Source organism: Stenotrophomonas sp. TWI1183, from assembly GCF_039673115.1.
GTDB classification, from domain to species: Bacteria; Pseudomonadota; Gammaproteobacteria; order Xanthomonadales; family Xanthomonadaceae; genus Stenotrophomonas; species Stenotrophomonas maltophilia_AA.
The window spans coordinates 82,340-108,197 of the sequence record NZ_JBDJKZ010000009.1 but is presented as its reverse complement, the minus strand read 5'-3'; the positions used below and the strand labels follow the sequence as shown (position 1 = coordinate 108,197).

Annotated in this window: 16 protein-coding genes; 13 read left to right on the top strand and 3 right to left on the bottom strand. The window is 69.6% G+C overall.

Annotated elements, in window-relative coordinates; all coding sequences use genetic code 11:
* Window positions 1–57: 57 nt before the first annotated feature.
* Complete coding sequence (locus tag ABE434_RS10680) at window positions 58–2,211, top strand: bifunctional (p)ppGpp synthetase/guanosine-3',5'-bis(diphosphate) 3'-pyrophosphohydrolase (protein WP_346478812.1); 2,154 nt, start codon at window positions 58–60, stop codon at window positions 2,209–2,211.
* A gap of 29 nt (window positions 2,212–2,240) precedes the next feature.
* Window positions 2,241–3,803 carry a hypothetical protein gene (locus ABE434_RS10675; protein ID WP_346478811.1) on the top strand — a complete coding sequence of 521 codons (1,563 nt, stop codon included), beginning with the start codon at window positions 2,241–2,243 and terminating at the stop codon, window positions 3,801–3,803.
* On the opposite strand, the gene ABE434_RS10670 is transcribed toward ABE434_RS10675, so the two are convergent.
* On the bottom strand, window positions 3,800–5,899 hold the full coding sequence (locus ABE434_RS10670; RefSeq protein WP_346478810.1) for a glycosyltransferase: 2,100 nt from the start codon (window positions 5,897–5,899) through the stop codon (window positions 3,800–3,802). The two genes, ABE434_RS10675 and ABE434_RS10670, sit on opposite strands and share 4 nt — an antisense overlap.
* A gap of 96 nt (window positions 5,900–5,995) precedes the next feature.
* Here ABE434_RS10670 and mrcB point away from each other — a divergent pair, with 96 nt between their 5' ends.
* From mrcB to tsaB, 4 genes are read left to right on the top strand one after another with little or no spacing between them, the layout of a single operon-like run.
* Entirely contained in the window at window positions 5,996–8,437 is a 2,442-nt protein-coding gene (gene mrcB / locus ABE434_RS10665) for a penicillin-binding protein 1B (RefSeq protein WP_346478809.1), read from the top strand.
* A 15-nt stretch (window positions 8,438–8,452) separates the two neighbouring features.
* Window positions 8,453–8,980 carry a hypothetical protein gene (locus tag ABE434_RS10660; RefSeq protein WP_346478808.1) on the top strand — a complete coding sequence of 176 codons (528 nt, stop codon included), beginning with the start codon at window positions 8,453–8,455 and terminating at the stop codon, window positions 8,978–8,980.
* 41 nt (window positions 8,981–9,021) lie between these two features.
* Complete coding sequence (locus ABE434_RS10655) at window positions 9,022–11,079, top strand: ATP-dependent DNA helicase (protein WP_346478807.1); 2,058 nt, start codon at window positions 9,022–9,024, stop codon at window positions 11,077–11,079.
* Window positions 11,080–11,084: 5 nt separating this feature from the next.
* Window positions 11,085–11,795 carry a tRNA (adenosine(37)-N6)-threonylcarbamoyltransferase complex dimerization subunit type 1 TsaB gene (tsaB, locus tag ABE434_RS10650; protein WP_346478806.1) on the top strand — a complete coding sequence of 237 codons (711 nt, stop codon included), beginning with the start codon at window positions 11,085–11,087 and terminating at the stop codon, window positions 11,793–11,795.
* Window positions 11,796–11,858: 63 nt separating this feature from the next.
* Here tsaB and ABE434_RS10645 read toward each other — a convergent pair whose 3' ends face one another.
* Window positions 11,859–12,746 carry an energy transducer TonB gene (locus ABE434_RS10645; RefSeq protein ID WP_346478805.1) on the bottom strand — a complete coding sequence of 296 codons (888 nt, stop codon included), beginning with the start codon at window positions 12,744–12,746 and terminating at the stop codon, window positions 11,859–11,861.
* Window positions 12,743–13,693 carry a glutathione synthase gene (gshB, locus tag ABE434_RS10640; RefSeq protein ID WP_346478804.1) on the bottom strand — a complete coding sequence of 317 codons (951 nt, stop codon included), beginning with the start codon at window positions 13,691–13,693 and terminating at the stop codon, window positions 12,743–12,745. The genes ABE434_RS10645 and gshB overlap by 4 nt, the downstream gene beginning before the upstream one ends.
* A 246-nt stretch (window positions 13,694–13,939) precedes the next feature.
* Here gshB and pilG point away from each other — a divergent pair, with 246 nt between their 5' ends.
* The 7 genes from pilG (at window position 13,940) to ABE434_RS10605 (ending at window position 25,847) form a co-directional block, all read left to right on the top strand.
* The gene (pilG, locus tag ABE434_RS10635; protein ID WP_121039045.1) at window positions 13,940–14,341 is read left to right on the top strand and encodes a twitching motility response regulator PilG; all 402 of its coding nucleotides are present in this window, start codon (window positions 13,940–13,942) and stop codon (window positions 14,339–14,341) included.
* Window positions 14,342–14,359: 18 nt separating this feature from the next.
* Window positions 14,360–14,722, top strand: coding sequence for a response regulator (locus tag ABE434_RS10630; RefSeq protein ID WP_123730426.1), 363 nt, complete (start codon window positions 14,360–14,362; stop codon window positions 14,720–14,722).
* Window positions 14,722–15,252, top strand: coding sequence for a chemotaxis protein CheW (locus ABE434_RS10625; protein ID WP_088432919.1), 531 nt, complete (start codon window positions 14,722–14,724; stop codon window positions 15,250–15,252). Before ABE434_RS10630 ends, ABE434_RS10625 begins: the two co-directional genes overlap by 1 nt.
* A gap of 43 nt (window positions 15,253–15,295) precedes the next feature.
* Complete coding sequence (locus tag ABE434_RS10620; RefSeq protein ID WP_346478803.1) at window positions 15,296–17,332, top strand: methyl-accepting chemotaxis protein; 2,037 nt, start codon at window positions 15,296–15,298, stop codon at window positions 17,330–17,332.
* Between the two features lie 94 nt (window positions 17,333–17,426).
* The gene (locus ABE434_RS10615; RefSeq protein WP_346478802.1) at window positions 17,427–24,038 is read left to right on the top strand and encodes an Hpt domain-containing protein; all 6,612 of its coding nucleotides are present in this window, start codon (window positions 17,427–17,429) and stop codon (window positions 24,036–24,038) included.
* On the top strand, window positions 24,004–25,344 hold the full coding sequence (locus ABE434_RS10610; protein WP_346478801.1) for a chemotaxis protein CheB: 1,341 nt from the start codon (window positions 24,004–24,006) through the stop codon (window positions 25,342–25,344). Before ABE434_RS10615 ends, ABE434_RS10610 begins: the two co-directional genes overlap by 35 nt.
* A gap of 29 nt (window positions 25,345–25,373) precedes the next feature.
* The gene (locus ABE434_RS10605; protein ID WP_176990619.1) at window positions 25,374–25,847 is read left to right on the top strand and encodes a chemotaxis protein CheW; all 474 of its coding nucleotides are present in this window, start codon (window positions 25,374–25,376) and stop codon (window positions 25,845–25,847) included.
* Window positions 25,848–25,858: the final 11 nt, after the last annotated feature.

Genomic DNA, 25,858 nt, shown 5'->3' with positions numbered 1-25,858 from the left:
GTCGGTTGGGCGCCGCGGCGCTAGTGTAGGTGGCCTCTGTCTTGTCTGTACGATGCTGTGAACCGCGCTTCTGCCCCCGGCCTGGATGCCTTGTTGAACCGACCCTCGGTGGCCTCGCTGCCGGCTGAACTGCGCGACGCGTTGCTGCAGCGCTGGCAACAGCCCGAGGCCGATCTGGACATGCGTGCAGGCTGGTCGGTGCTGGCCGACACCCTGGATGCGCTGTCGTTGCTGTCGGCCGACGAGTCGGCATTGCTGGCCACGCTGTTGTTCGATCTGCCCTGGCTGCGCGCCGGACTGGACGCGTTGCCGGTCGGCGCGCTCAAGCCGGTGGTGGTCGGCCTGCTCGACGGCCTGGACGCCGCCGACCAGGTGTGGGCGCTGCACGCCGGGCGTGAGGCCGGGCGCAACAGCGAAGGCCTGCGTCGCCTGCTGCTGTCCATCATCCGCGATCTGCGCGTGGTGCCGATCCTGCTGGCCCGCCAGTTGGCCCGCATGCGCGGTGCCGATCGGCTGCCCGCGGAAGAGCGGCGCGCACTCGCCCAGCTCACCCGCGACATCCACGCGCCGCTGGCCAACCGGCTCGGCATCTGGCAGCTGAAGTGGGAACTGGAAGACCTGGCGTTCCGCCACCTGGAACCGGACACCTACCGCCGCATCGCCCGCGAGGTCGACGAAACCCGGTTGGCCCGCGAGCGGTATGTCGAGGGCGTCAAGAAAGCGCTGTCGCGTGAGCTGATGGCCCAGGGCATCCGCGCCGAGGTCAGCGGTCGCCCGAAGCACATCTACAGCATCTGGCGGAAGATGCAGAAGAAGCGGCTGGCCTTCGAGCAGCTCTACGACATCCGCGCCGTCCGCGTGATGGTCGACGACGTGGCCGCCTGCTACGCCGCGCTGGGCGTGGTGCATGCCCTGTGGGCCCCGGTACCGAGCGAGTTCGACGATTACATCGCCCGCCCCAAGGCCAACGACTACCGCTCGCTGCATACGGCAGTGGTCGGCCCGGAAGGGCGCACCATCGAAGTGCAGATCCGTACCCACGACATGCACGCGCAGGCCGAGCTCGGCGTGGCCGCGCACTGGCGCTACAAGGAAGGCAGCAAGGGTGCGGAGAAGGCCTTCGACCGCAAGATCACCTGGATGCGCCAGCTGCTGGAGCACTCCCAGGAAGGACATGGCGGCGAACTGGCCGGCGCGCTCGACGCCGAGCTGACCGAGGACCGGGTCTACGCGCTCAGTCCCAAGGACGAGGTGATGGACCTGCCGCAGGGCGCCACGCCGCTGGATTTCGCCTACCACGTGCACACCATGGTCGGGCACCGCTGCCGTGGCGCGAAGGTCAATGGCCGCATCGTGCCGTTGACCTACCGCCTGCGCAGCGGCGACCGGGTCGAGATCCTGACCGGCAAGGAAGCCGATCCCCGGCGCGACTGGCTGCTGGCCTCCAGCGGCTTCCTGGCCAGCAACCGCTCGCGCGAGAAGGTGCGTGGCTGGTTCCACAAGCTGGACCGCGCGCGCAACGTGCTGGCCGGCCGCGAGCTGCTCGAGCGCGAACTCAAGCGCCTCGGCCTGCAGCACGCCGACCTGGCCATCGCGGTGAAGAAGTTCCACGCCGACAGCGTCGATGATCTGTACATCCAGGTGGCGCTGGGCGATACCGGGCCGAACCAGGTCAGCCGCACGCTGCTGGAAGCCGAGCGCGCCGCCAGCCAGCCGGCGGCGCCGGTCCTGCCACGCCCGACCGCGCGGCGCGACAGCGTGCGCAGTGCCGACTTCACTGTCCAGGGTGTGGGCAATCTGCTGGTGCAGCTGGCGCGCTGCTGCCAGCCGGTGGCCGGTGAGCCGATCGTGGGCTACCTCACGCGTGCGCGCGGCGTGACCGTGCACCGCACCGACTGCGCCGCGCTGGCGCGGCTGGCGGCCGCCAGTCCGCAGCGCATCCTGCCGGTGGAGTGGGGCCAGGCCGGTGGTGGCTACGAAGTGGACGTGGTGGTCGATGCGGTCGACCGGCGCTGGCTGCTCAAGGACATCACCAACCTGATCGCACAGGAAGATGCGTACGTGCTGGACATCCACAGTGACAACGTCCGCAACAGCGGCCGTGCGCACCTGCGCCTGCGTTTGAAGGTCAGCGACTACGGGCAGCTCTCCACCCTGCTGGGCAAGCTCGATGCACTGCCCGGCGTCAGCGAAGCCCGGCGTCTAGGCTGAGCTCACGTGCCCCACGCTAGGCTCGCGCCATGAGCCGGGACGATGACAGGCATGAGGCCGCCCACGAGGCGTTGCGACGCGTGCGCCGCGAGGGCCGCTGGTGGTGGGTGCAGGCGCGTCATGCGCGGCGGATCTGGCGCTGGGCGCTGCTGGTCGCGGTGCTGCTCTTCGTCGGCCTGGCATTGCTGCGCCGGCCGCTGGCCAACTGGTTCTGGAACGAGCCGCAGATCGAACAGCTGCTCGACCAGGGCGATCGCGCGCTGGCCGCGGGCCGATTGAGTGCTGCCGATGGCAGCGGCGCACGCGAGTCCTTCGAGGCGGCGCTGGCGCTGGACAACGACCGCCTGCAGGCGCGCAGCGGCCTGGCCCGTACCGGCCAGGCCGCCCTCCAGCAGGCCCGTGATGCGCTGGAGCGTGGCGACGTCCCGGCTGCGACGGCTGCGCTCGCGCTGGCGCGCGCGTTGCAGGTGCCGCAGCGCGACGCCGACGCGGTGGCGCAGCAACTGCACGCACACGACCAGGCACGCGCGGGGATCGGTGCCTTGCTCGGCCGTGCCGAAGCGGCCCTGCAGGCGCAACGGCTCGATGGCAGCCCGGACAGCGCGTTGCCACTGTTCCAGCAGGTGCTCACCCTGTCGCCCAACCAGCTCCGCGCGCTGGAAGGGCGCGAGGATGCCCTCTCGGACCTGTTGCAGCAGGCACGCACCGCCGCCGATCGCGGCGATGTCGCACGCGCGGCGGCTCTGGTGCGCAGTGCCCGGGGGTTCGATGCCGGGCATGTCGATCTGCCCGCCACCCAGGAGGCGGTGAACAATGCGCTGGAGCGCCGCCAGCGGGACGGCGAAGCCGCGGTCCGTCGGCAGAAGCTGGACGTCGCGGCGGAGGCCTTCGCCGCGGTGCTCTCGGCGTTGCCTGACGATCCTGCCGCGCGCCGTGGCCAGCTGCAGGTGGCCGATGCGCAACTGGCACGCGCGACGCGGCTGGCCGGCAACTTCCGCTTCGACGAGGCCGCGCAGGCCGTGCAGGCGGCTGAAACAGTGGGTGCGTCCACGCGTGCGCTGGAGGCGACGCGGCATGCGATCGAGCAGGCCCGCCGTTCCCAGGCGGCACTGACGACCCCGGCAGTGCCGCGCGCGCAGCGCGAGCGCACGCTGCAGCGCCTGCTCGCACGCCTGGAGGAAGCGGAACGCGGTGGCCAGTTCCTCGAGCCGCCCGGACGCAGTGCCTATGACGCCCTGCGTGAAGCCCAGGGCGTGGCGCCGCAGGATCCGCGGGTGCGTGCCGCGGCCAGGCGTCTGCTGCCGGCAAGCCGGCAGTGCTTCGAGGATCGCCTGCGCGAGAACCGTGTGCTGGCCGCCGGTGCCTGCCTGGACGCCTGGCAGACGCTGTCGAACAACGAGGCGGGCCAGGCGGCCGCACGGCGTCGGCTGGCACAGCGCTGGCTGGCCATCGGCAGCGAGCGCCTCGGCTCGGGGGACATCGCCTTCGCGCAGCAGGCGCTGCTGCAGGCCCGCCGTTGGCAGCCGGACCTGCCCGAGCTGCCGGCGTTCGCCGAGCGCCTGCGCAGTGCCGGCGGTGGCGCAGGCAGTTAGTCCCCGAACACCCGCTGCACGGTGGCGCGGGCGGCATCGAGCGAGAAGTGGTCCACGATGTTCTGCAGACCGGCGGTCGAAAGCCGGCGCCACAGCGCCTCGTCCTGATAGAGCCGGATCACGGCCTGCGCGAACGCCTCGGCATCATCGGCAACCAGCACATCCTCGCCATCGCGCAGGTGCATGCCTTCCACGCCGCAGGTCGTGGCGACCACCGGCTGGCCATGCGCCATGCTCAGGTTGACCTTGCCCTTGACACCGGCGCCGAAGCGCAGCGGTGCGACCGCGATGCGGACGCCATCCATGTACGGCACCACGTCCGGCACGAAGCCATGGATCTCCACGCCCGGCTGGGTCGCGGCGAGGTCGCGCAGCGTGTCCGGCACCGCCGCGCCGATGCAGTGGAAACGGATGTCGGGGAGCTGTGCGCGGATCCGCGCGAACACGTCGCCGATGAACCACTGCATCGCATCCAGGTTCGGCGGATGGCGGAAGCCGCCGACGAACACCAGGTCGCGCCGCTCGGCCCAGTCCGGGCCCGCCCCCGCCACTTCATGCAGGTTGGAAATCAGTTCGACCATGGCGGTCGGTGCATCGATACGCAGTTGTTCGCGCTCGGCCGCGCTGACCAGCACGGTCACATCCACCTGCTCCATCACCGCCAGCTCGCGCGCACGGGTGCGCTCGGCGTTGCGCAGCAGGCCGGCGTCGCCGGCGATCTCGGCCCCGCGACGCTCGCGCAGGTAATGCAGGTCGACCGTGTCGAACACGGTGCGGGCCTGCGGCGCGAAGCTGCGCAGCAGCGGCAGGCACTCGTGGGCGACGTGGTAGCGCACCATCATCGCCACGTCGAAGCGGGCACCGTTGGCGCGCAGCCACGGCGCCACGCCGGCCAGATAGGGGGCGTACCAGACTTCCACGCCGAGCGCCTGCAGCGCCTCGGTCGCCGCGCCGCCATGCTCGCGCCGGGTCGGCACGAACACCACGTGGATGCCGTCGTCGAGCAGCATCCGGATCAGGTTGTACTGGCGCAGCGAGGCCGAGTCGCGGTCCGGCTGCGGCACTTCCTCATCCAGGATCAGGACCTGGCGCTGGGTGCGGTGCAGCAGCGCCGGCGAGGGCACGCTGCCCACCGCGGGCTGCGCCTGCAGTGCCTCGGCCCATTTCGCCGCGAACACACTGCGGTTGCGGACCTGGTACGCCTTGATCCCGCTGCCGGTGTCGGTGCCGTTGCTGGTGCCTTCGTCATGCACCACGCGGCTGGCCGGCTGCACCAGCACGCGGTGGCCACGGGCGCGGACCGCGAACGCCAGGTCGGTATCTTCGTAGTAGGCCGGCTTGTAGCGCAGATCGAAGCCGCCGAGTTCGTCCCACAGGGCGCGCGGGATCATCAGTGCCGCGCCGGAGCAGTAGTCGGCATCGCGCAGCGCGCTGTAGCGGGGATCCTCGGGCGACTCGAAGCGGCCATAACTCCAGCCGCTGCCGTCCTGGAAGATCACCCCGCCCGATTCCTGCAGGCGGCCGTCGGGATAAAGCAGCTGTGCGCCGACCAGGCCTGCGCGCGGCACCCGTGCGAAGGTGGCGAGCAGGGCATCGAGCCAGCCCGGTTGCGGCACGGTGTCGTTGTTGAGCAGCACCACATACTGGCCGCGGGAACGCGCGACGCCGTCGTTGCAGGCCTCGATGAAGCCGCCGTTGCTCGCGCGCACTTCATAGCGCAGGCCGCCGATCCGTGGCATCCAGGTCGTGGTCTCGTCGCTGCTGCCGTCATCCACCACCAGGATCTCGCAGTCGACCTGCGGCGGATGCGAGGCCAGCGCCCGCAGGCAGGCGAGGGTGTGCGCGGCGTGGTTGTAGACCGGAATCACGATGCTGACCACCGGGCGTTCGCTGGTCGGGACCGTGAAGGGCTCGAACGGCGTCGCCGCGGGCAGGTACAGCGGCGCGCCGCGCGGGGCCGGCACGGCCTGGGTGTGGACACGGATCCGCTGCCAGGTAGCGCGCCAGCCCCGGGTGCGCAGGCTGGCCAGACTGCGACGGAACAGGCCGAGCATGCGGTTCAGGAAATAGCGAGCATCGGCCAAGGACATCGACATCCCGTTGCAACTCCAGCTTAAGCGGGGGAACCCGGGAGAACGCGCCGCTCGCGGTGGCTGCGTTAGACTCGCCGGAATCCATATTCTCGCATCCCCGTGCCCCGACGCTACGATTCCGACGACATCGACGAGTTCGACGACGACACCGAAAGCCGCGGCCCGCTGTGGCGGCGCCGGCTGATCACCTGGAGCATGGCGGCTGTCGCGCTCGGGCTGGGCTTCCTGATCCCCTATACGGTGTACCTGAACCAACAGGTCACCCAGCGCTTCGGTGAGCTGCGCTGGCAGATTCCCACGCGTGTCTATGCGCGCCCGCTGCCGCTGGCGCCCGGCGTGGCGATGGATGCGGCCACGCTCAAGACCGAGCTGGCGGCCTCGGCCTACCGCGATGACGGGATCGGCAAATCGCCGGCCACCTATTCGCAGGAAGGCGGCCGCTTCGTCATCTCCAGCCGCGGCTACAACGACGTCGACGGCCGGGTCGCCCCGCGCCGGGTCGAGCTGAGCCTGTCCGGCGGGTCGATCGCTTCGCTGCGTGACCCCGACAGCCGCAAGGCGCTGAAGGCCGCGCGCCTGGATCCGGCCCGTATCGCCACGCTGTACGGTCAGAAGCAGGAAGAGCGTCGGCTGGTCCGGATCGAAGAGACCCCCGAACTGCTGGTCACCGGCCTGCAGGCGGTGGAGGACAAGGACTTCAACCGCCATCACGGCATCGATCTGAGCGGCATCGCCCGCGCGATCTGGGTGACCGTGCGCTCCGGTGGCCAGAGCCGCCAGGGCGCCTCGACCCTGACCCAGCAGCTGGCCCGCAGCGGCCTGCTCGGGATCGGCAAAGAGCAGACCGTCACCCGCAAGTTCAACGAGGTGCTGTACGCGCTGATCATGGAGGCGCGCTACGACAAGCGCACCATCCTGGAGGCTTACCTCAACCAGGTGTACCTGGGCCAGCGCGGCAGCCAGGCGATCCATGGCATGTCCTCGGGCGCGGAGTTCTGGTTCGGTCGCGACCTCGCCTCGCTCAATACCGAACACGTCGCGCTGTTGATCGGCCTGGTCAAGGGGCCGTCCTATTACGACCCGCGCCGCAACCCCGAACGCGCGCTGGACCGGCGCAACTTCGTGCTGGGCAAGCTGCGCGAAGCCAACCTGATCGACGATGCCGAATACAAGCGTGCGGTCGATGCGCCGCTGGGCGTGCCCAAGACCCCGGGCCTGATCGCGGCCAACCGTTTCCCGGCGTACGTGGATCTGGTCCGTCGCCAGCTCGGCCACGATTACCCCGAGTCGGTGCTGCAGGGCGCGGGCCTGAGCGTCATGACCGGCATGGCGCCGTCGGCGCAGGCGTATGCCGAAGGCGCGGTCACCAAGACCATCAAATCGCTGGAGAGCAAGCGTCGTCCCGCACTGCAGGCCGGCCTGGTGCTGACCGACGTGCACAACGGCGACGTGCTGGCCGTGGTCGGCAGCCGCGATGTCTCCGAACCCGGTTTCAACCGCGCCATCGAGGCCCAGCGTCCGGTCGGTTCGCTGCTCAAGCCGTTCGTCTACCTGCTGGCGCTGGCGCAGCCGGACCGCTATTCGCTGTCCAGCTGGGTCGACGATTCACCGGTGACGGTGCAGCTGAGCCGCGGCAAGCAGTGGTCGCCCGGCAATGCGGACAACCGCAGCCACGGCACCGTCCGCCTGATCGATGCGCTGGCCCATTCCTACAACCAGGCCACGGTACGGGTCGGGATGCAGGTCGGTCCGGAGCGGGTCACCCAGTTGATCCATGTCCTTGCCGGTCTCAAGGCCGATCCCAATCCGGCGGTGATCCTGGGTTCCACGGACCAGAGCCCCTACGCGATGGCCCAGCTGTACCAGTTCCTGGCCTCCGGTGGCGAAATCCAGCCGCTGCATGCGGTGCGCGGCGTGCTCGACCCGCAGGGCAAGCTGATGAAGCGCTATGACAAGACGCCGGCGCCGGCGCAGGAAGGCGACTCGATCGCCGCCAACCTGATCAGCATCGGCCTGCAGCAGGTCGTGGCCAGTGGTACCGCACAGCGCCTCAATGCCGACGGCCTGGGCCGCCTGCAGCCGGCCGGCAAGACCGGCACCACCAACGACGGCCGCGACAGCTGGTACGCCGGCTACACCGGTGACCATCTGGCAGTGATCTGGATGGGCAACGACCAGAACGAACAGGCGGGGCTGTATGGCGCCACCGGCTCGATGCGGGTCTGGTCGGGCATCTTCCAGCGCCTGCCGAGCTCGCCGCTGAAGGTGAGCAACAAGGGCCTGGACTGGCAGTATGTGGAAGCCAGCGGCACGGCCACCACCGATGAAAGCTGCCCGGGCGCGCGTCGCTTCCCGTTCGTGGTCGGCTACACCCCGGCCTACGTACCGTGTACCGCGCCGAGCGCGTTGCCGGAAGGCGAGGGCGGCGAACAGAGTGAAGGCGGTGGCTGGCGCAGCTGGTTCGGCCTGGAGAAAAAGCCCGAGCCCGCCCCCGAACCGGCGCAGAATGCACCGGCCGCCACCCCCGCGCGTCAACCCTGATCGAGGCCTGCCTGCATGACCACCCGATTCCTGATCCGTTCCGCTTCGCTTGCCATGCTGTGCCTGGCCCTGGCGGCCTGCGTCACGCCGCCCCCGGTCGTGAAGGCCCCGGTCGACACCACCACGCCGGCCCAGCGCCTGGCCGCCGTGGATGCCGCTGCCGGCAATGACGACAAGGAACTGGCCGTGCAGCCGCTGCGCGACAGCGAAGTGGAGGACCTGCGCCAGGCCGCGCACGCCCGCCGCCAGGCCAATGATCTGGCCGGCGCCGCGGTCGCGCTGGATCAGGCGCTGGCGATCATGGCCTCGGATCCGTCGGTGCTGCAGGATCGCGCCGAGATCGCGCTGCTGCAGGGCGACTGGGCGGCAGCGGAAACGTTCGCGCGCAAGTCCATCGAACTGGGCTCGAAGACCGGCCCGCTGTGCCGTCGCCATTGGGCGACCATCGAGCAGTCGCGTCTGGCCCGTGGTGAAAAGGAAAACGCGGCGTCGGCGCATGCCCAGCTGGAAGGCTGCACGGTGCCGGGGATCATGCGGTATTGAGGTAGCGCCGGTCGGCCAACGGCCGGCACTACACTGTCGTCATGTCCCAACTTGCCCACGCCAGCCGCGATGCCCTCAGTGAGGGCGGGGCGCTCGCCAGCCAGCTCGATGCCTTCGTTCCGCGCCCGGCCCAGCTGCGCCTGACCGCGGCGATCGCCGAAGCGTTCGACCAGCGCGACGTCCTGCTGGCCGAAGCCGGCACCGGCACCGGCAAGACCTATGCCTATCTGGTGCCCGCACTGCTGTCCGGGCTCAAGACCATCATCTCCACCGGTACCCGCGCGCTGCAGGACCAGCTGTATCACCGCGATCTGCCGCGCGTGCGTGCCGCGCTCGGCGTGGGCCACAGCAGCGCCCTGTTGAAGGGGCGCGCCAACTACCTGTGCCGCTATCGGCTGCAGCAGGCGCGCGGCGAACCGCGCTTCAGTTCGCCGGAGCAGGTCGCGCAGTTCCAGCGCATCCTCGCCTGGTCCGGGCGCACGAAGTTCGGCGACATGGCCGAGTTGGAGGCCCTGCCGGAAGACTCGCCGCTGTACCCGATGGTCACCTCCACGGTCGACAACTGCCTCGGCACCGAGTGCCCGTTCTGGGACGACTGCTTTGTCGTGCAGGCCCGGCAGCGGGCGCAGGCCGCCGACGTGGTGGTGGTCAACCATCATCTGCTGCTGGCCGACCTGGCGCTCAAACAGGAAGGCTTCGGCGAAATCCTGCCCGGCGCCCAGGCGTTCGTGATCGACGAGGCGCATCAGTTGCCGGAGCTGGCCGCGAACTTCTTCGGCGAAGGCTTCGGCATGCGCCCGTGGCAGGAGCTGGCACGCGACTGCCTGGCCGAGAGCCGCAGCGTGGCCGGTGCACAGGCCGCGTTGCAGGAGCCGGCTGCCGCACTCGAACAGACCCTGCGCGACCTGCGCGTGGCGATGGATGGCCTGCCGCCGCGCGGTACCCAGTGGCGTGCGCTGACCGTACCGCAGGTACGCGATGGCTTCGATGCGGCGATGAGCACGCTGGTGCAGCTGCGCGATGCGCTGGCGGGCGTGCGTGAAGCATCGCCCGGCCTGGATGCCTGCCATGCGCGTGCGATGGAAGCCGTATCGCGCCTGTCGCGCTGGCTCGGCGACGACGCACCGATGCTGGACTTCGACACCGATCCGGACGAGGCGCCGGCGCCGGCCGAGGTGCTCTGGTATGAACTGACCCCGCGTGGCTTCCGTTGCCAGCGCACGCCGATGGATGTGTCCGGCCCGCTGCGCGAGCACCGGCAGCGCTCGATGGCGGCCTGGGTATTCACCTCGGCCACGCTGACCGTGGACGGTGGGTTCGAGCACATTTCCCAGCGGCTGGGCCTGGACGATCCGGTCAGCCTGCTGCAGCCCAGCCCGTTTGACTGGGCCCGGCAGGCGCTGTGCTATCTGCCGACCGATCTGCCCGATCCGGCCGCACGCGGCTTCGGCACCGCGTTGATCCGCGCGCTGACGCCGGTGCTGGAGGCCTCGCATGGCCGGGCGTTCCTGCTGTTCGCTTCGCATCGCGCGCTGCGCGAAGCGGCCGAGGCGCTGCGCGATGCCCCGTGGCCGCTGTTCGTGCAGGGCGAGGCCCCGCGCGCGACCCTGCTGCAGCGTTTCCGCGAGTCCGGCAACGGGGTGCTGCTGGGCTCGGCCAGTTTCCGCGAAGGCGTGGACGTGGTCGGTGATGCGCTGAGCGTGGTGGTGATCGACAAATTGCCATTCGCCGCGCCGGACGATCCGGTGTTCGAAGCGCGGCTGGATGCGATCCGCCGGGACGGCGGGAATCCGTTCCGCGACGAGCAGCTGCCGCAGGCGGTAATCGCGCTCAAGCAGGGCGTGGGCCGCTTGATCCGCAGCGAGACCGATCGCGGCGTGCTGGTGCTGTGCGACCCGCGCCTGCTCAGCCGCGGCTACGGGCGGATCTTCCTGGATTCGCTGCCCCCCTTCCGCCGCACCCGCTCGCTGGGCGATGTGCAGGCCTTCTTTGCGCCACAATGGCCCGTCGCTGGACCCGCGCCCGCACCTGCGCCTGCGGCTGCGCAGCCGGTGCAGGCCGTGCAGGCCACCGATGACTTTCCCACTTCCCTGTTCTGACCGCCATGAAACTGCTCGCCTTTGAAACCGCCACCGAAGCCTGCTCCGTTGCCCTGTATGTGGATGGGCAGGTCAGTGAGCGCTTCGAAATCGCTCCGCGTCGCCACGCCGAACTGAGCCTGCCCTGGGCCGAGGCGCTGCTGGCCGAGGCGGGCGTGGCGCGTTCGCAGCTGGACGCGATCGCGCTGGGGCGTGGCCCGGGCGCGTTCACCGGCGTGCGGCTGGCGATCGCCATCGCGCAGGGCATCGCGCTCGCGCTGGATCGCCCGTTGATCCCGGTCTCCACGCTGCAGGCGCTGGCACTGCGCGCGCCGGCCGAGGCCGATCACGTGTTGGCCAGCATCGATGCGCGGATGGGCGAGGTGTACGCGGCGCGCCACATCCGGGTGGACGGGCAGTGGCAGCTGCAGGGCGAGGAAATCGTCTGTGCGCCGGAGGCCGTGGCGCTGCCCGATGGCACGCGCTGGTTCGGCGTCGGCACCGGCTTCGGCGCGGCCGAGGGCGTACTGGCCACGCGGCTGGCCGATCAGCTGACCGGCGTGGATGCGCTGGCACTGCCGCGTGCGTCCGATGTGCTGGCGCTGGCGGTACCGGCCTTCCAGCGCGGCGAGGGCATGGCGCCGGAGCGGGTGGAGCCGGCCTATCTGCGCGACAACGTGGCGCTGACCCTGGTGGAACAGCAGGCCGCGCGGGCCGCGAAGCTGGCCGCCTCGTGAAGCAGGTCACCTCGTAAGGCTCCAGCCACGCATGGCGTGACTCTACCTGCGCCCTCCGCCCGATCAGCGGTCGTCGCGCAGCTCACCACCCGGCAGGAACACCCAGGTGCGGGTCACCTGCAGGATGTCGATCGCATCCTCGGTCCTGGGCAGCGGCGGGAACGGCTGGGCCAGGGTGATCACCCGCAGCGCGGTTTCATCCAGCAACGGCGTGCCGCTGGACTGCAGGATGCGCGCGCTCTCCACCGTGCCATCGCGGCGCACCCCGACCGTGATCACGACCTGGCCGCCGAGCCGGCGGGCGCGGGCCTCATCGGGGTAGTTCAGATTGCCGACCCGCTCGGCGCGGTCGACCCATGCGCGCAGATAGTTGGCGTAGGCATATTCGCGGGTGCTGGCCGAGACGAACTTGCGGTTCGGGCGCTTGGCGTACTGCGCCGAGCGCAGATGTACTTCGGCCGCCAGCCGCGCCATCTCCACGTCACGCTGCTCGCGCGCGGTCATCGGCGCGTCCGGGCGGGGCTGCTCCGGCAGCGGCTGTGGCTGCGCCTCGGCGATGGTGTCGGTGCCATTGCGGCTGTGGACCACGCGGGTCTGCGGCGGCGGCACGCTGGCGGCCTCCTGGCGCTGCTGCGGCACCGGCGACAACCCGGCCTGCGCCTGCGGCACGATCCCGGCCTGGTTGTCGCGCGGGCGCTGCGCCTTGTCGTGGTCGCCACCGCCCTGCTGGTTGGCCTGGGCCAGGAAATCGGCCTGCTTGGGCGTCAGCGGGGTCTGGGTCTGGCTGAAGATCACATCCAGGGTCGGCACCAGCGGCGCGCTGTCGCTGACCGCGAAACCGACGCCGAGGATCAGCAGCGCATGCACGAGCACCGACAGCGTCAGGGTCGCGCCCAGCCGCTGGGATTCGCGCGCCTGCCACGTCGGCACCGGGACGACGCTGGCGCTCATCGCGGCAGGCCGGCCTCGATCGCGTCGAACAGGGTGCCGGCGATGTTCAGCCCGAACTGGGCATCCAGCTCGCGCACGCAGGTGGGGCTGGTGACGTTGACTTCGGTCAGGTAGTCACCGATCACGTCCAGGCCGACGAAGCGCATGCCGCGGCGCTTCATTTCCGGCCCGACCTGGGCGGCGATCCAGCGGTCGCGCTCGCTCAGCGGGCGGCCTTCGCCGCGGCCGCCGGCGGCCAGGTTGCCGCGGAACTCATCGCCCTGCGGAATCCGTGCCAGGCAGTAGTCGACCGGCTCGCCATCGACCAGCAGGATGCGCTTGTCGCCGGCGGTGATGTCCGGGATGAACTTCTGCGCCAGGGCCAGCGTGCGCTCGCCGTTGGTCAGGGTTTCCAGGATCACGTTGAGGTTCGGGTCGCCGGTGCCGCTGCGGAAGATCGAGCGCCCGCCCATGCCGTCCAGCGGCTTGAGCACGGCCTGGCCATGTTCGAGCACGAAGGCCTTCAGGTCGGCGTTGCGGCGGCTGACCAGGGTCGGCGGGCAGCACTGCGGGAACAGCAGGGCAGCCAGCTTCTCGTTGTAGTCGCGCAGGCCCTGCGGGTCGTTGACCACCATCGCACCGGCCTGCTGGGCGACGCTGAGCACGTGGGTGTCGTAGATGAATTCGGCATCGACCGGCGGGTCCTTGCGCATCAGCACGACCTGGCCGGGGCCGAAGACCGTCTGGCTGAACTCGCCCAGGGTGAACCAGTCGTTCTTGTCCTCGCGCACCTGCAGCGGGGCGGTGCGGGCGATGGCCTGGCCGTCGCGCAGGGCCAGCCCGCCGGGGCTGACGTAGTGCAGGGCATGGCCGCGGCGCTGGGCTTCCAGCAGCATCGCGAAGGTGGTGTCCTTGGCAATCTTGATATGGGCGATGGGGTCCATCACCACGATGACATTCAACGGCATGGTCGCAACCTGGCGGGCAGGCCGATGATGGTAGCGACAAAGGCCCGGCAATGCCCGCCCCGGGGGCCGGAACGCAGTGTCCGGCCGGCCCGGGTTTGCGCAAACGGCGCGGGGCGGGCGCCGCCCGGGCCGCTGGCGGCGGGGCCGCGGTGGGTCTGCTTGAAGCGCGCGCCGGTATTGGGATATAGATACGCTTTCGCAGCGACGCCGGGGATCTGGCAAGCGTCGCGCGCTTGGGGAAAGGTAATGACTGAATACATGGCTGCGGGTGGGGAACTCGCAGGGCTGCGCGTGATGGTCATCGATGATTCGAAGACCATCCGCAGGACTGCGGAAACCCTGCTGAAGCGGGAAGGCTGCGAGGTGGTGACCGCGACCGATGGTTTCGAGGCCTTGGCCAAGATCGCCGACCAACAGCCGCAGATCATCTTCGTGGACATCATGATGCCGCGGCTGGACGGGTATCAGACCTGTGCGCTGATCAAGGGCAACCAGCTGTTCAAGTCGACGCCGGTGATCATGCTGTCCTCCAAGGACGGCCTGTTCGACAAGGCGCGCGGCCGCATCGTCGGCTCGGAGCAGTACCTGACCAAGCCATTCACGCGTGAAGAACTGCTGGGTGCCATCCGCACATACGTCAACGCCTGACCAGGGGGGAAAGGCACAATGGCTCGAATCGTACTGATCGAGGATTCACCGACCGACCGTGCGGTGTTCACGCAGTGGTTGACCAAGGCCGGTCATGAAGTCCTGGAAGCGGACAACGCCGAGGACGGGCTCAAGCTCGTGCGCGAGCAGTCGCCGCAGCTGGTACTGATGGACGTGGTCCTGCCCGGCATGAGTGGCTTCCAGGCCACCCGTGCGATGGCGCGCGACGCGGCCATCAAGCACATCCCGGTGGTCATCGTCAGCACCAAGGCGATGGAAACCGACAAGGCGTGGGGGCTGCGCCAGGGGGCGGCCGACTACATCGTCAAGCCGCCGCGCGAGGAGGAACTGATCGCGCGGATCAACCAGTTGGTGGTCTGATGCGCTCTCCTTTCGACATCCTCCAGGCTTACGAACGGCGCAGCCTGGCCCATGCCGTGCAGCTGCCCGAGCGGCAGTTCTCGCAGGACCTGTGGCGTGGCGTCGGCTACCGGGTCGGCAAGCGCCGGCTGGTCTCGGACTTCCGCGAGGTGGTGGAAATCGTGCCGATGCCGCCGATCACCCCGGTGCCCGGCGCACAGCCGTGGCTGCTGGGCGTCGGCAACCTGCGCGGCAACCTGTTCCCGGTGGTGGACCTGAAGTTCTTCCTGGAAGGCGAGCGCACCGTGCAGCAGGAGGGCCAGCGCGTGCTGATCATGCGCCAGGCCGGCGGCGACGTGGCGCTGACCATCGATGAACTGTTCGGCCAGCGCAGCTTCGAGCTGGACCAGGACATCGTCGCGGGCGATCTGGCCACCGGCCGCTATGCACATTTCATCGACCGCGCCTTCCACGGCGATGGCCATGACTGGGGCGTGTTCTCGCTGTCGCTGCTGTCGCGTACCCCCGAATTCAGGCAGGCCGCGGCCTGACCGCAGGCGCCTGTCTCTCCGTATTGAAGATCGAGGTTGAACGATGAGTACTGCTTCGGAATCCGCCAAGGCCGGCAAGTTCGGTTCGGTGGGCACCAATTTCTGGCTCGGCCTGCTGGCCGTGTCGTTGATCGTGTTCGGCGTGAACACCGGTGTGGCGACCTGGCAGGGCAGTCGCCTGGCCAGTGCCAGCACCGATGCCGCGAACCTGCAGGTGCTCTCGCAGCAGCTGGCCAACCAGGGCCGTGAAGCGGTCTCGGGCAACGCCCAGGCGTTCACCGCGTTCAAGCTGACCAAGAGCGACATCGAAAGCACCGTCAGCGCCCTGCAGGGCCGCTACGGTGCCGAGACCAATGTCGCCGGCCCGCTCAACGCGCTGATCAAGACCTGGGAGCCGCTAGGCAAGAGCGCCGGCCAGCTGGTCGCCAGCGAACCTGCGGTGCTGGCGCTCGCCGGCAATGCCAACAACTTCGTCAACGGCGTGCCCGCACTGCAGGCACAGCTGAACGAAGTGGTCCGGGCGATGTCGGCCAGTGGCGCGCCGTCTTCGCAGCTCTACAACGCCCTGCAGCAGGTCGTGGTGGTCGGCTCGATGGCCCGCCGCGTGACCGAAATGCGCGCCGGTGGCGCCAATGCCGCGGCCGCGGGTGATGCGCTGGCACGCGACTCGGTGGTGTTCACCCAGGTGCTCGACGCGCTGCGCAACGGCAACGAGGAACTGGGCATCGCCGCGGTCCGCAACGGCCCGGCGCTGGCCGCACTGGAACAGTCGCAGAAGCAGTGGGACACGATGAAGCAGGACGCCGATGCGATCCTGGCCAGCTCGCGCCAGCTGTTCTCGGCGCAGTCCTCGGCCGCGGCCCTGACCGGTGGCTCGGCGGACATGCTCCGCGACAGCAAGAAGCTCTTCGAGGCGTTCTCCTCGTTCGGCTCGCTGCGCGACACCCGCCTGTTCCCGAATTTCTGGCTGGGCGTGGTGTCCGGCGCGCTCTCGCTGATCGCCATCGTCGGCTTCGTCGGCAGCACCGTGCGCAGCCGCTCGCGCGAGCAGGAGCTGCGTTACCAGACCCAGGTCGAGTTCAACAGCCGCAACCAGCAGGCGATCATGCGGCTGCTGGATGAAATCAGCTCGCTGGGTGAAGGCGACCTGACGGTGAAGGCCTCGGTCACCGAGGACATGACCGGCGCCATCGCCGACGCCATCAACTACGCCGTGGACGAACTGCGCCACCTGGTGACCACGATCAACGACACCTCGGCCAAGGTCGCCGTGTCGACCCAGGAAACCCAGGCCACCGCCATGCAGCTGGCCGAAGCGGCCGGCCACCAGGCCAACCAGATCACCTCCGCGTCGGACCGGATCGGCGAAATCGCCTCGAGCATCGAGCAGGTGTCGCGCAACTCGGCCGAGTCGGCCGAGGTGGCGCAGCGCTCGGTGATCATCGCCGCCGAAGGCGCCGGCGTGGTCCGCGAGACCATCCAGGGCATGGACCAGATCCGCGACCAGATCCAGGAAACCTCCAAGCGCATCAAGCGGCTGGGCGAGTCCTCGCAGGAAATCGGCTCGATCGTGGAACTGATCAACGACATTTCCGAGCAGACCAACATCCTGGCGTTGAACGCCGCGGTGCAGGCGGCGTCGGCCGGTGAGGCCGGCCGCGGTTTCGCCGTGGTGGCCGACGAAGTGCAGCGCCTGGCAGAACGCACGTCCGGTGCGACCCGACGGATCGAGAACCTGGTGCAGGCCATTCAGGCCGATACCAATGAAGCGGTCAGCTCGATGGAGCAGACCACCGCCGAAGTGGTCTCCGGTGCGCGCCTGGCCGAAGACGCCGGTACCGCCCTGACCGAAATCGAGCGCGTCTCCAACGCACTGAACAACCTCATCAAGAACATCTCGATCGCTGCCCAGCAGCAGTCGGCCGCGGCATCGGACATCACCCGCACCATGGGCGTGATCCGTCAGATTACCGGCCAGACCTCGCAGGGCGCGGGACAGACCGCCGAGTCGATCGGCCACCTGGCACAGCTGGCGGCCGACCTGCGCCGCTCGGTTGCCGACTTCAAGCTGCCGGCGTGAGCCGCTGGCAGGGCGGAGAGGGAAGGAACAAGCAGATGATGCATCGCGAGAAATCACCGCACGCCATGTGCGCCGAGCTGCCGGGAGACCTGGCATGAGCACGCTGCGCGATGCCATGAGCCATGCTGCGCTGGGCTGGGTCAAGCCGGAGCTGGACGAGACCCTGCGCCAGGTGCGCAACGAGGTCGAGTACTACGTGGAAGACCCTGCCGATGGCAGCCGCATGCGCTTCTGCGCCGGCTACCTGCACCAGGTGCAGGGGACCCTGCGCATGGTCGAGCTGTACGCCCCGGCGATGGTGGCCGAGGAGCTGGAGCAGCTGGCCAACGCGATCGGTGCCGGCGAAGTGCCGGACCGTGACGAAGCCTGCGCCACGCTGATGCGCGGCAGCGTGCTGCTGCCCGACTACCTGGAGCGCCTGCAGAACGGCCATCGGGACATTCCGATCGTGCTGCTGCCGCTGCTGAATGACATCCGTTCGGCGCGCGCCCTGCCGGGCATCAATGAAAGCGTGCTGTTCGCCTTCGCCCCGGACAGCGCCAGCGCCACCGAGGCCGAGCTGGACCATGCGCGCGGCAGCCTGAGCGGGCGCAACCGCGAACTGCTGGATACCGTGGGCAACGCGGTCAAGGAAGAGCTGCTGCGGATCAAGGACGCGCTGGACCTGCACCTGCGTACCGGTGGCGAGCCGGTGCAGCTGCAGACCCAGGTCAACGAGCTGGGCGCGGTCGCCGATACCCTGGGCATGATGGGCCTGGGCGTGGCCCGCGGCGTGGTCGTGCAGCAGCGCGACGCACTGCGCGAGGTGGTGGACGGGCAGCAGCAGATCGACGAGAGCCTGCTGCTGGACATCGCCGGTGCACTGCTCTACGTGGATGCCTCGCTGGACGACCAGGTCGCCCACCTGGGCGCCGGCGGCAGTGGCGAAGACGATCCCAGCGCGGTGGAAAACCGGCGCACGGTGGAGGTGCTGGCGCATGAAGCCATCGCCAACTTCGCCGCCGCGCGCGAGCATTTCGTCGCCTTCATCGAAACCAACTGGAACCACCAGGAACTGCAGGAAGTCCCGCGCCTGCTCGGCGAGGTTGCCGGTGCGCTGCGCATGCTCAATCTGTCGGAGCCGGCCGATTACCTGCAGGGCGTGCGCCAGTACATCGCGGTGGAACTGCTGGACAAGCAGCGCGTGCCGAGCGGTCGCCAGCTGGACACGCTGGCCGATGCCATGGCCAGCCTGGAGTACTACCTCGAGGCGCTGCGCGAGCGCCGGCCGGGGCGCGAGGAGATTCTCGACATCACCCGCAGCAGCCTGGAAACCCTGCGTTACTGGCCGCTGCCCAACGCGAACCAGCCGAGTGCCGAGACCGGTCCGGAATCGCTGCCGGTCGCGCCGGAACCCATCGAGCTGACGCCGTGGGACGCACCTGCGCCCGAGCCGATCGCGCTTGGCGTGACGGCCGAGGTTCCGCGCCCGGCCAACCTGCCGCCGCCGCTGCCGGACTTCACGTTCGATCCGCCGCCGACGGTCGCCGCGCCGGCGGCGCTGGTGTTCGATGCCTCCACCGCCCCGATCGCCGCCGATGCACCGCAGTGGACCCTGGCGGGCGGCGACGACGTGGAGACGCTGCCGACCTTTGCCCATTTCGACCCGGTCATTGCCGAAGCACCGGCCGGTGCCACCTGGGACGTGTCGCCGCTGGCGTCCGCCCCGCAGGCCGATAGCGCAGGGGAAGACGCTGCGCGCGACGATGCCGCCGTTGCGTCAGCGGAACGTGCCGACATCGACGACGTACGCGCGTCCGAGGCGTTGCCGGCCTTCGTGGCGACGGGCGACGGATTCGATCCGGTCGCCGCCGAGCACGACACCCTGGAGCTGAGCGACGAGCCGATCGAATTCACCTTCGATGAGGATCTGCACAATGCCGACGATGTGCTGTCGCTGCAGATCGACGACACCGATGCGGGTGCCGCCGGGGGCGGGGATTCCGCTCCCTTCGCGCAGGGCGAGGTGGATGTAGAAGCACTGCCGACCTTCCTGCAGGAGATTCCGGTCGCCGCCGCGGAAGACAGCGCCGAAGCACCCCCCAGCACGTTTGCGACGGATCTCGACGCTGCCCCCGACGCCGTCGAGGCGACGCTGCCGGCGCCAGCCGTGCAGGACGCGGTGATCCGCCGTATCGAACTGGACGATGCCTCGACCCGCTTCCTGGCCGAGCTGGATGCGGCGGCCGCGCAGTTCCGCCCGGAAGGGGCGCCGATCGATGCCCCGGTGACCGCGGCTGCGGCGGTCAACCCGCCTGCCGCCACGATCGCCGGAGACACCAGCATCGAGGCCGGCTTCGAAGACGATGGCGAGAACATCGACCAGGACATCCGCGAGGTCTTCATCGAAGAGTTCGACGAAGAACTGGTGAACCTGGGCAATCTGCTCCCGGCCTGGCGCATCGCGCCGGAAAACCTGGACCGCCTGCGCCCGATCCGCCGCGTGTTCCATACCCTCAAGGGCAGTGGCCGCCTGGTCGGTGCGCGTACGCTGGGTGAGTTCAGCTGGAAGATCGAGGGCATGCTCAACCGCGTGCTCGACGGCAGCCGCCCGGCCTCGCCGGCCGTGGTCGCGCTGGTCGGCCAGGCCTATGACGTGCTGCCGCAGCTCAATGCCGCGCTGCGCGATGGCAGCCGTGTCACCGCCGATCTTCAGGCCATGCAGGGCATCGCCGATCGCGTGTCCGCGGGCGAAGAAACCTTCCATGTGCCGTTGCCGCGCGCTGCCGCGGTCGCTGTATCGACGCCGGCAGAGGAGGTCGCTGCGACCGAGGCTGCGCTGGTTGTCGAGAGCACCCCCGCCAATATCGACAGCGTCCTGCGCGAGATCCTGGAAGCCGAGGTCGAGGTGCACCAGGCGACGCTGCAGGCGTGGCTGGATGCTGCGACCGATGGCCCGCAGCCGGTCACCGATGGCCTGCTGCGCGCCGTGCACACGATGAATGGCGCGTTCGCGATGACCGACGTGCCCGAGATCACGGCCGTCACCGGCGCCGCGGAAAGCTACATCAAGCGCTCGCTGGCCGCCGATGCGCTGCCGGGTGCGGCCGGGATGGCTGCGCTGGCCGACACCTGCGCAGCGATCACCACCACGATGGCGGCGCTGCAGGACGAGGCACCGCGCGTGCCCGTGCAGAACGCCCTGGCTGCCCGCCTGGTCGCCCTGGCGGATACCCTGCCCGAAGCGCGCTGGCCGGCCTTGGTCGAGGACGATCTGGACCTGCTCGACGAAGCTCTGTACGCCGAAGAGGCGGAGGCCGAACAGGCTGACGAAACGGAGCAGGCCGAACAGGCTGACGAAACGGAGCAGGCCGAACAGGCTGACGAAACGGAGCAGGCCGAACTTGCCCAACTGGCCGACGAAGCCACCGCGACGGACGATGCTGCGCCCGTCCTCGCCACCGCCGACGATGCCGCCGGGACCGACGTGCAGCAGGCCGAACTCGAGGCCGACGGACTGAGCGTGATCGCGCCGGATCACGCGACCACGCAGGCTGACGACGAGGATGCCCTGGTCGCCATGGAGCTGACCGGCACCGATGACCTGTCGGCCTATTTCGACGCAGACCTGCCCGATGCAGGGCTGCCCGATGCAGGGCTGCCCGACGCAGGGCTGCCCGACGCAGTGCGTGCGGGCGACGCGCCGCAGACGCTGGATGCGGTGACTGACGAGCGCGAGGACGCCGATCTGGCGTCGGTCCATGCGGGCCTGGAGTCGGTCGAGCTGACCTCCGCCGAGGATCTCTCGCGCTACTTCGATCATCTCGCCGAACCGGCTGCACCGGTGGTGTCCGATACGGGTACCGAAGCCGAAGCCGAAACCGAAGCCGAAGCAACGCGCGAGGCCGAGTTCGCGACCGACACCCACACCGACACCGTCCGTGAACCGGACAGCGCCTACGCGGTCTCCGTGGATGACGCCGCCAACGACAGCTGGAGCGACACCGGGCAGGACGACGACGAGGACGCACGGGCACTGGACGAGGTCCTGCCGCCCCCACCGACGTTTGGCGAGGTAGTAGACGCGCAGCAGGCCGTGGACGATGGTCTGACCGTCGTCGATGCGCCGGATGCCTCCGATACCGGCGTGCTGGGTCTGGACGCCACCGACGACAACACCGGCGAAGCCGATGCGTTCGCCGAGGCGATCGAGGCCACCGCGCCCGACGCGTCGACCGCTGATACCGCCCCGTCCCGCTTCTTCGAGCTGGAAGACGCGCCGGCCGCATCGCTCACCCAGGCGTCCGCGCACGACGACGCCCCCGCCGGCGATGTCATCGACAACGACAACGACGACGCAGCGCCGGGCGACGCGCTCGATTTCACCCAGCTGGACCAGGAGCTGGTCGATATCTTCGTGGAGGAGGGCAAGGATCTGCTCGATCACTGCGATGGCCTGATCAGCGAGCTGCGCGCCGCGCCGCAGGACCGCGAAGTGATCGCCGGCCTGCAGCGGGATCTGCACACCCTCAAGGGCGGTGCGCGCATGGCCGGGATCAACCCGATCGGCGACCTGGGCCACGGCATCGAGTCGCTGCTGGAGGCCGTTGCGGCCAACCGGACCGATATCGACCGCAGCGACGTGCACCTGCTGGAACGCGGCTTCGATCGCCTGCACCAGCTGCTGACCCGTACCGGCCAGCACCGCACCGTGGCGATGCCGGACGACCTGATCGCGGCGTTCGAGCAGCGCACCCAGGGTCGGGCCGCGCCCGAGCCGGACGAGACCGTGGGCACCGCGCTGCCGTCCGGTGATGCCCAGGTCGAAGCGGCGATTGCCGCGCTGGTGGCGGCGCCGCTGTCGGCGCCGGTGCCACTGGAAACCGTCAGCGAAGACGATGGTCTGCCGCGGCCGCAGCAGGAACAGGTGCGCGTGCGCGCCGATCTGCTCGACCGCCTGGTCAATCACGCCGGTGAAGTGGCGATCTACCGCTCGCGCCTGGAACAGCAGCTCGGTGCCTTCCGCGGCGCCATGGGCGAACTGGACCGCACCAATGCCCGTCTGCGCGATCAGCTGCGCCGACTGGACCTGGAAACCGAAGCGCAGATCGTGGCCCGTTACCAGCGCGAGCAGGAACAGGTCGACCACAAGTTCGATCCGCTGGAACTGGACCGCTTCTCCACGCTGCAGCAGCTCAGCCGCGCGCTGAACGAGTCCGCGGCTGACTTGGGCGGCCTGCAGGGCGTGCTGGACGATCTGTCGCGCCAGTACGACGTGCTGCTGCAACAGCAGTCGCGTGTCAGTTCGGAACTGCAGGACGGCCTGATGCGCGCGCGCATGGTGCCGTTCGATGGCCTCGTGCCGCGCCTGCGCCGGGTCGTGCGCCAGGCCGGCCAGGACACCGGCAAGCAGGTCCACGTCATCCTCGAAGGTACCCACGGCGAACTGGACCGCAACGTGCTCGACCGCATGGTCGCGCCGCTGGAACACATGCTGCGCAACTCGGTCGCGCACGGTCTGGAAACCCCGGAACAGCGTCGTGCCGCCGGCAAGCCGGAGGAGGGCGAGATCGCCATCCGCCTGCGCCGCGAAGGCTCGGAAATCGTGCTGGAAGTGGCCGACGATGGCGCCGGGCTGGATCGCGAGGCGATCCGTCGCCGCGCCGAACAGCGTGGCCTGATCGCCGCCGATGCCGTGCTGGGCGATGCCGAGCTGGATGCGATGATCTTCTCGCCCGGCTTCAGCACCGCCGACCAGGTCAGCCAGCTGGCTGGCCGCGGCGTGGGCATGGACGTGGTGCACAACGAAGTGCGCCAGCTGGGCGGCTCGGTGGACATCCACTCGGTCAGCGGCCAGGGCGTCACCTTCACCCTGCGCCTGCCGCAGACGCTGGCGGTCACCCAGGCCGTGTTCGTGCAGATCGGCGAGACCACGTTCGCGGTGCCGGTCGCCTCGGTCAGTGGTATCGGCCGGATCTCGCGCGAGCGCTTCGAAACCGCCAACGGCGGCTACCACTACGGTGGCGAGGAATTCGCGCTGCACGATCTGGGCACGCTGATCGGCCAGGCCCAGGCCCGCGCCGAAGGGCAGGCCCAGGTGCCGTTGCTGCTGGTCCGCGCCGGCGACCTGCGCGTGGCCGTGGCGATCGACCAGGTGCTGGGCAACCGCGAAATCGTGGTCAAGCCGGTGGGCCTGCAGATCGCCTCGGTGCCGGGCATCTACGGTGCAACCATCACCGGCGATGGCCGCGTGGTGGTGATCCTGGACGTCGCCCCGCTGGTGCGCCGTTACCTGGCCAACCCGCACAAGCCGATCACCGCCGCCGCCAAGGTCAGCGATCGCGATGTGCCGCTGGTGATGGTGGTCGACGATTCGCTGACCATGCGCAAGGTCACCGGCCGCATCCTGGAGCGCCACAACTTCGAGGTGACGGTCGCCCGCGACGGCATCGAAGCGCTGGAACGGCTGGAGGAGCGCGTGCCGGACCTGATGCTGCTGGATATCGAAATGCCGCGCATGGACGGCTACGAGCTGGCCAGCGTCATGCGCGCCGATCCGCGCTACCAGGGCGTGCCGATCGTGATGATCACCTCGCGCAGCGGTGACAAGCACCGTCAACGGGCCTTCGAACTCGGTGTCCAGCGCTACCTGGGCAAGCCTTACCAGGAACTGGATCTGATGCGTAACGTGTATGACCTGCTGGGGATCGCCCGTGCACGCGAGTGACGCCCCTACGTTGTTGTCGGTGGCCCTGCTGGCCCGCCCCGGGCCGGCGCGCGACCGCCTGCGCGAGGCGCTCGCCCATGCCGGCGCGCGCGTAGTGCTGGAGGACGATCCCAACACGCTCGACCTGCAGTCCCTGCGCGATGCCGATCCGGGCGCGGTGCTGATCGCCCTGGAACCGGCGATCGAAGACGCACTGGAACGGCTGGATCCGGTCCTGAGCTCGCCTTCGCTTACCCTGATCTTCGACGAAGCCGAGCTGGCCGCCCGCCGCGACGGCTGGGAAGCGCAGCGCTGGGCGCGGCATCTGGTGGCCAAGCTGCACGGTCACCAGGACGTGCTGCCGCCGGGCTCGGAACAGGATCAGCAACTGCAGCCCGAACCGGGCCTGCCGGTCACCCCGGCGCAGCTGCACGCCGATGCGCCGCTGGAGTTCCATCTGCGCGAAGCGGAGGATGCGGCGTCCGACGTGCCTGCCGATGGCCTTTACCAGGTGCCGGCGGAGCTGAGCGAGCCGGTCTCGCTGGAAGAGGCATTGGCCGCGCTGCAGCCCGTGGACGCCGATCCGGTCGGCGTACCGATTCCACCGATCCCTGCCTCGGCGCCGCCGGCTGCGGCTGCCGTGTCGATCGGCGATCACAGCCGCTGGTCGCTGGTCGAGGAGGATGCCGTCGTCGCCACCGCATCGTCGGCCAGCGGGCCGGCGCTGGAGCCGGAGCGTTTCGACACCGAGCGTCTGTCACTGGTCGAGCTTGAACCCGAGGCCGGTCCCGACGGTGGCTGTCCCGGCGCGGTGCTGGTATTGGCCGGTATCGGGGGGCCGGATGCGCTGCGCCGCCTCCTGGCCGCGCTGCCCGCGACGCTGACGACCGCGGTCCTGGTGCATATGCGCCTGGACGGTGGCCGTTACGGCAATCTGGTCAAGCAGATGGCACGCGTTTCCGCGCTGCCGGTGCTGCTGGCCGAGGATGCCCAGGCCGTGGCGGCGGGGCAGGCCTATATCCTGCCCGACGACATCGGCATCGCCGTGCGCCAGGGCGGCCTGCACTTCATCGCCGACCCGGCCGGCATCCAGATCGCGGCACTGCCGGCCCAGCACAGTGGCGTGGTCCTGCTCAGTGGTGCGGACGCCGCCCAGGTCGATGCGGTCCTTGCCCTGGCGGCCGCTGGTGCGTGGGTCGCCGGCCAGGTGGGTGAAGGCTGCTATGACCCGACCGCCGCCAGTGCGGTGGTGGTCGCCGGGCAGGATGCCGGTGAACCGCCGCAGCTCGCTGCCACCATCGCCGAACGCTGGGGCGTGGACGCGTAAGCGCGCCGCGGACCCTTGAAGGAATCTCCATGAGTTACGCCAGCAACGACGAAATCCGCGGTGTCCTGATCCAGGCCGGGCACGAACGCGTGCTGCTGCCCAACGCCACCGTGGCCGAAATGATGTCCAAGGTGCCGGTCGAAACCGTCCCCGATGCACCGGCCTGGCTGGTCGGGCAGATCGCCTGGCACGGCTGGGACGTCCCGCTGCTGTCGTTCGCCCGGTTGTCCGGTCAGGGCGACGAGCCGGTGGTGGCCAACAACAAGGTGGTGGTGCTCAAGGCGCTGGGGGGCAATCCCCGCCGGCCGTACTTCGCCCTGCTGACCCAGACCTTCCCGCAGCTGATCGCGGTTCCGCGCGACGGCCTGCTCGCCGATGCCTCCGAGGACACCCTGCCGCAGGGCGTGCACATGCGCGTGCTGCTGGGCGAGCAGAGCGCGCTGCTGCCCGACCTCGATGCGCTGGAAGCGGCGCTGGACGAAGCCTTCCCCGTCGCGGGGTGAGGAAAAAACCC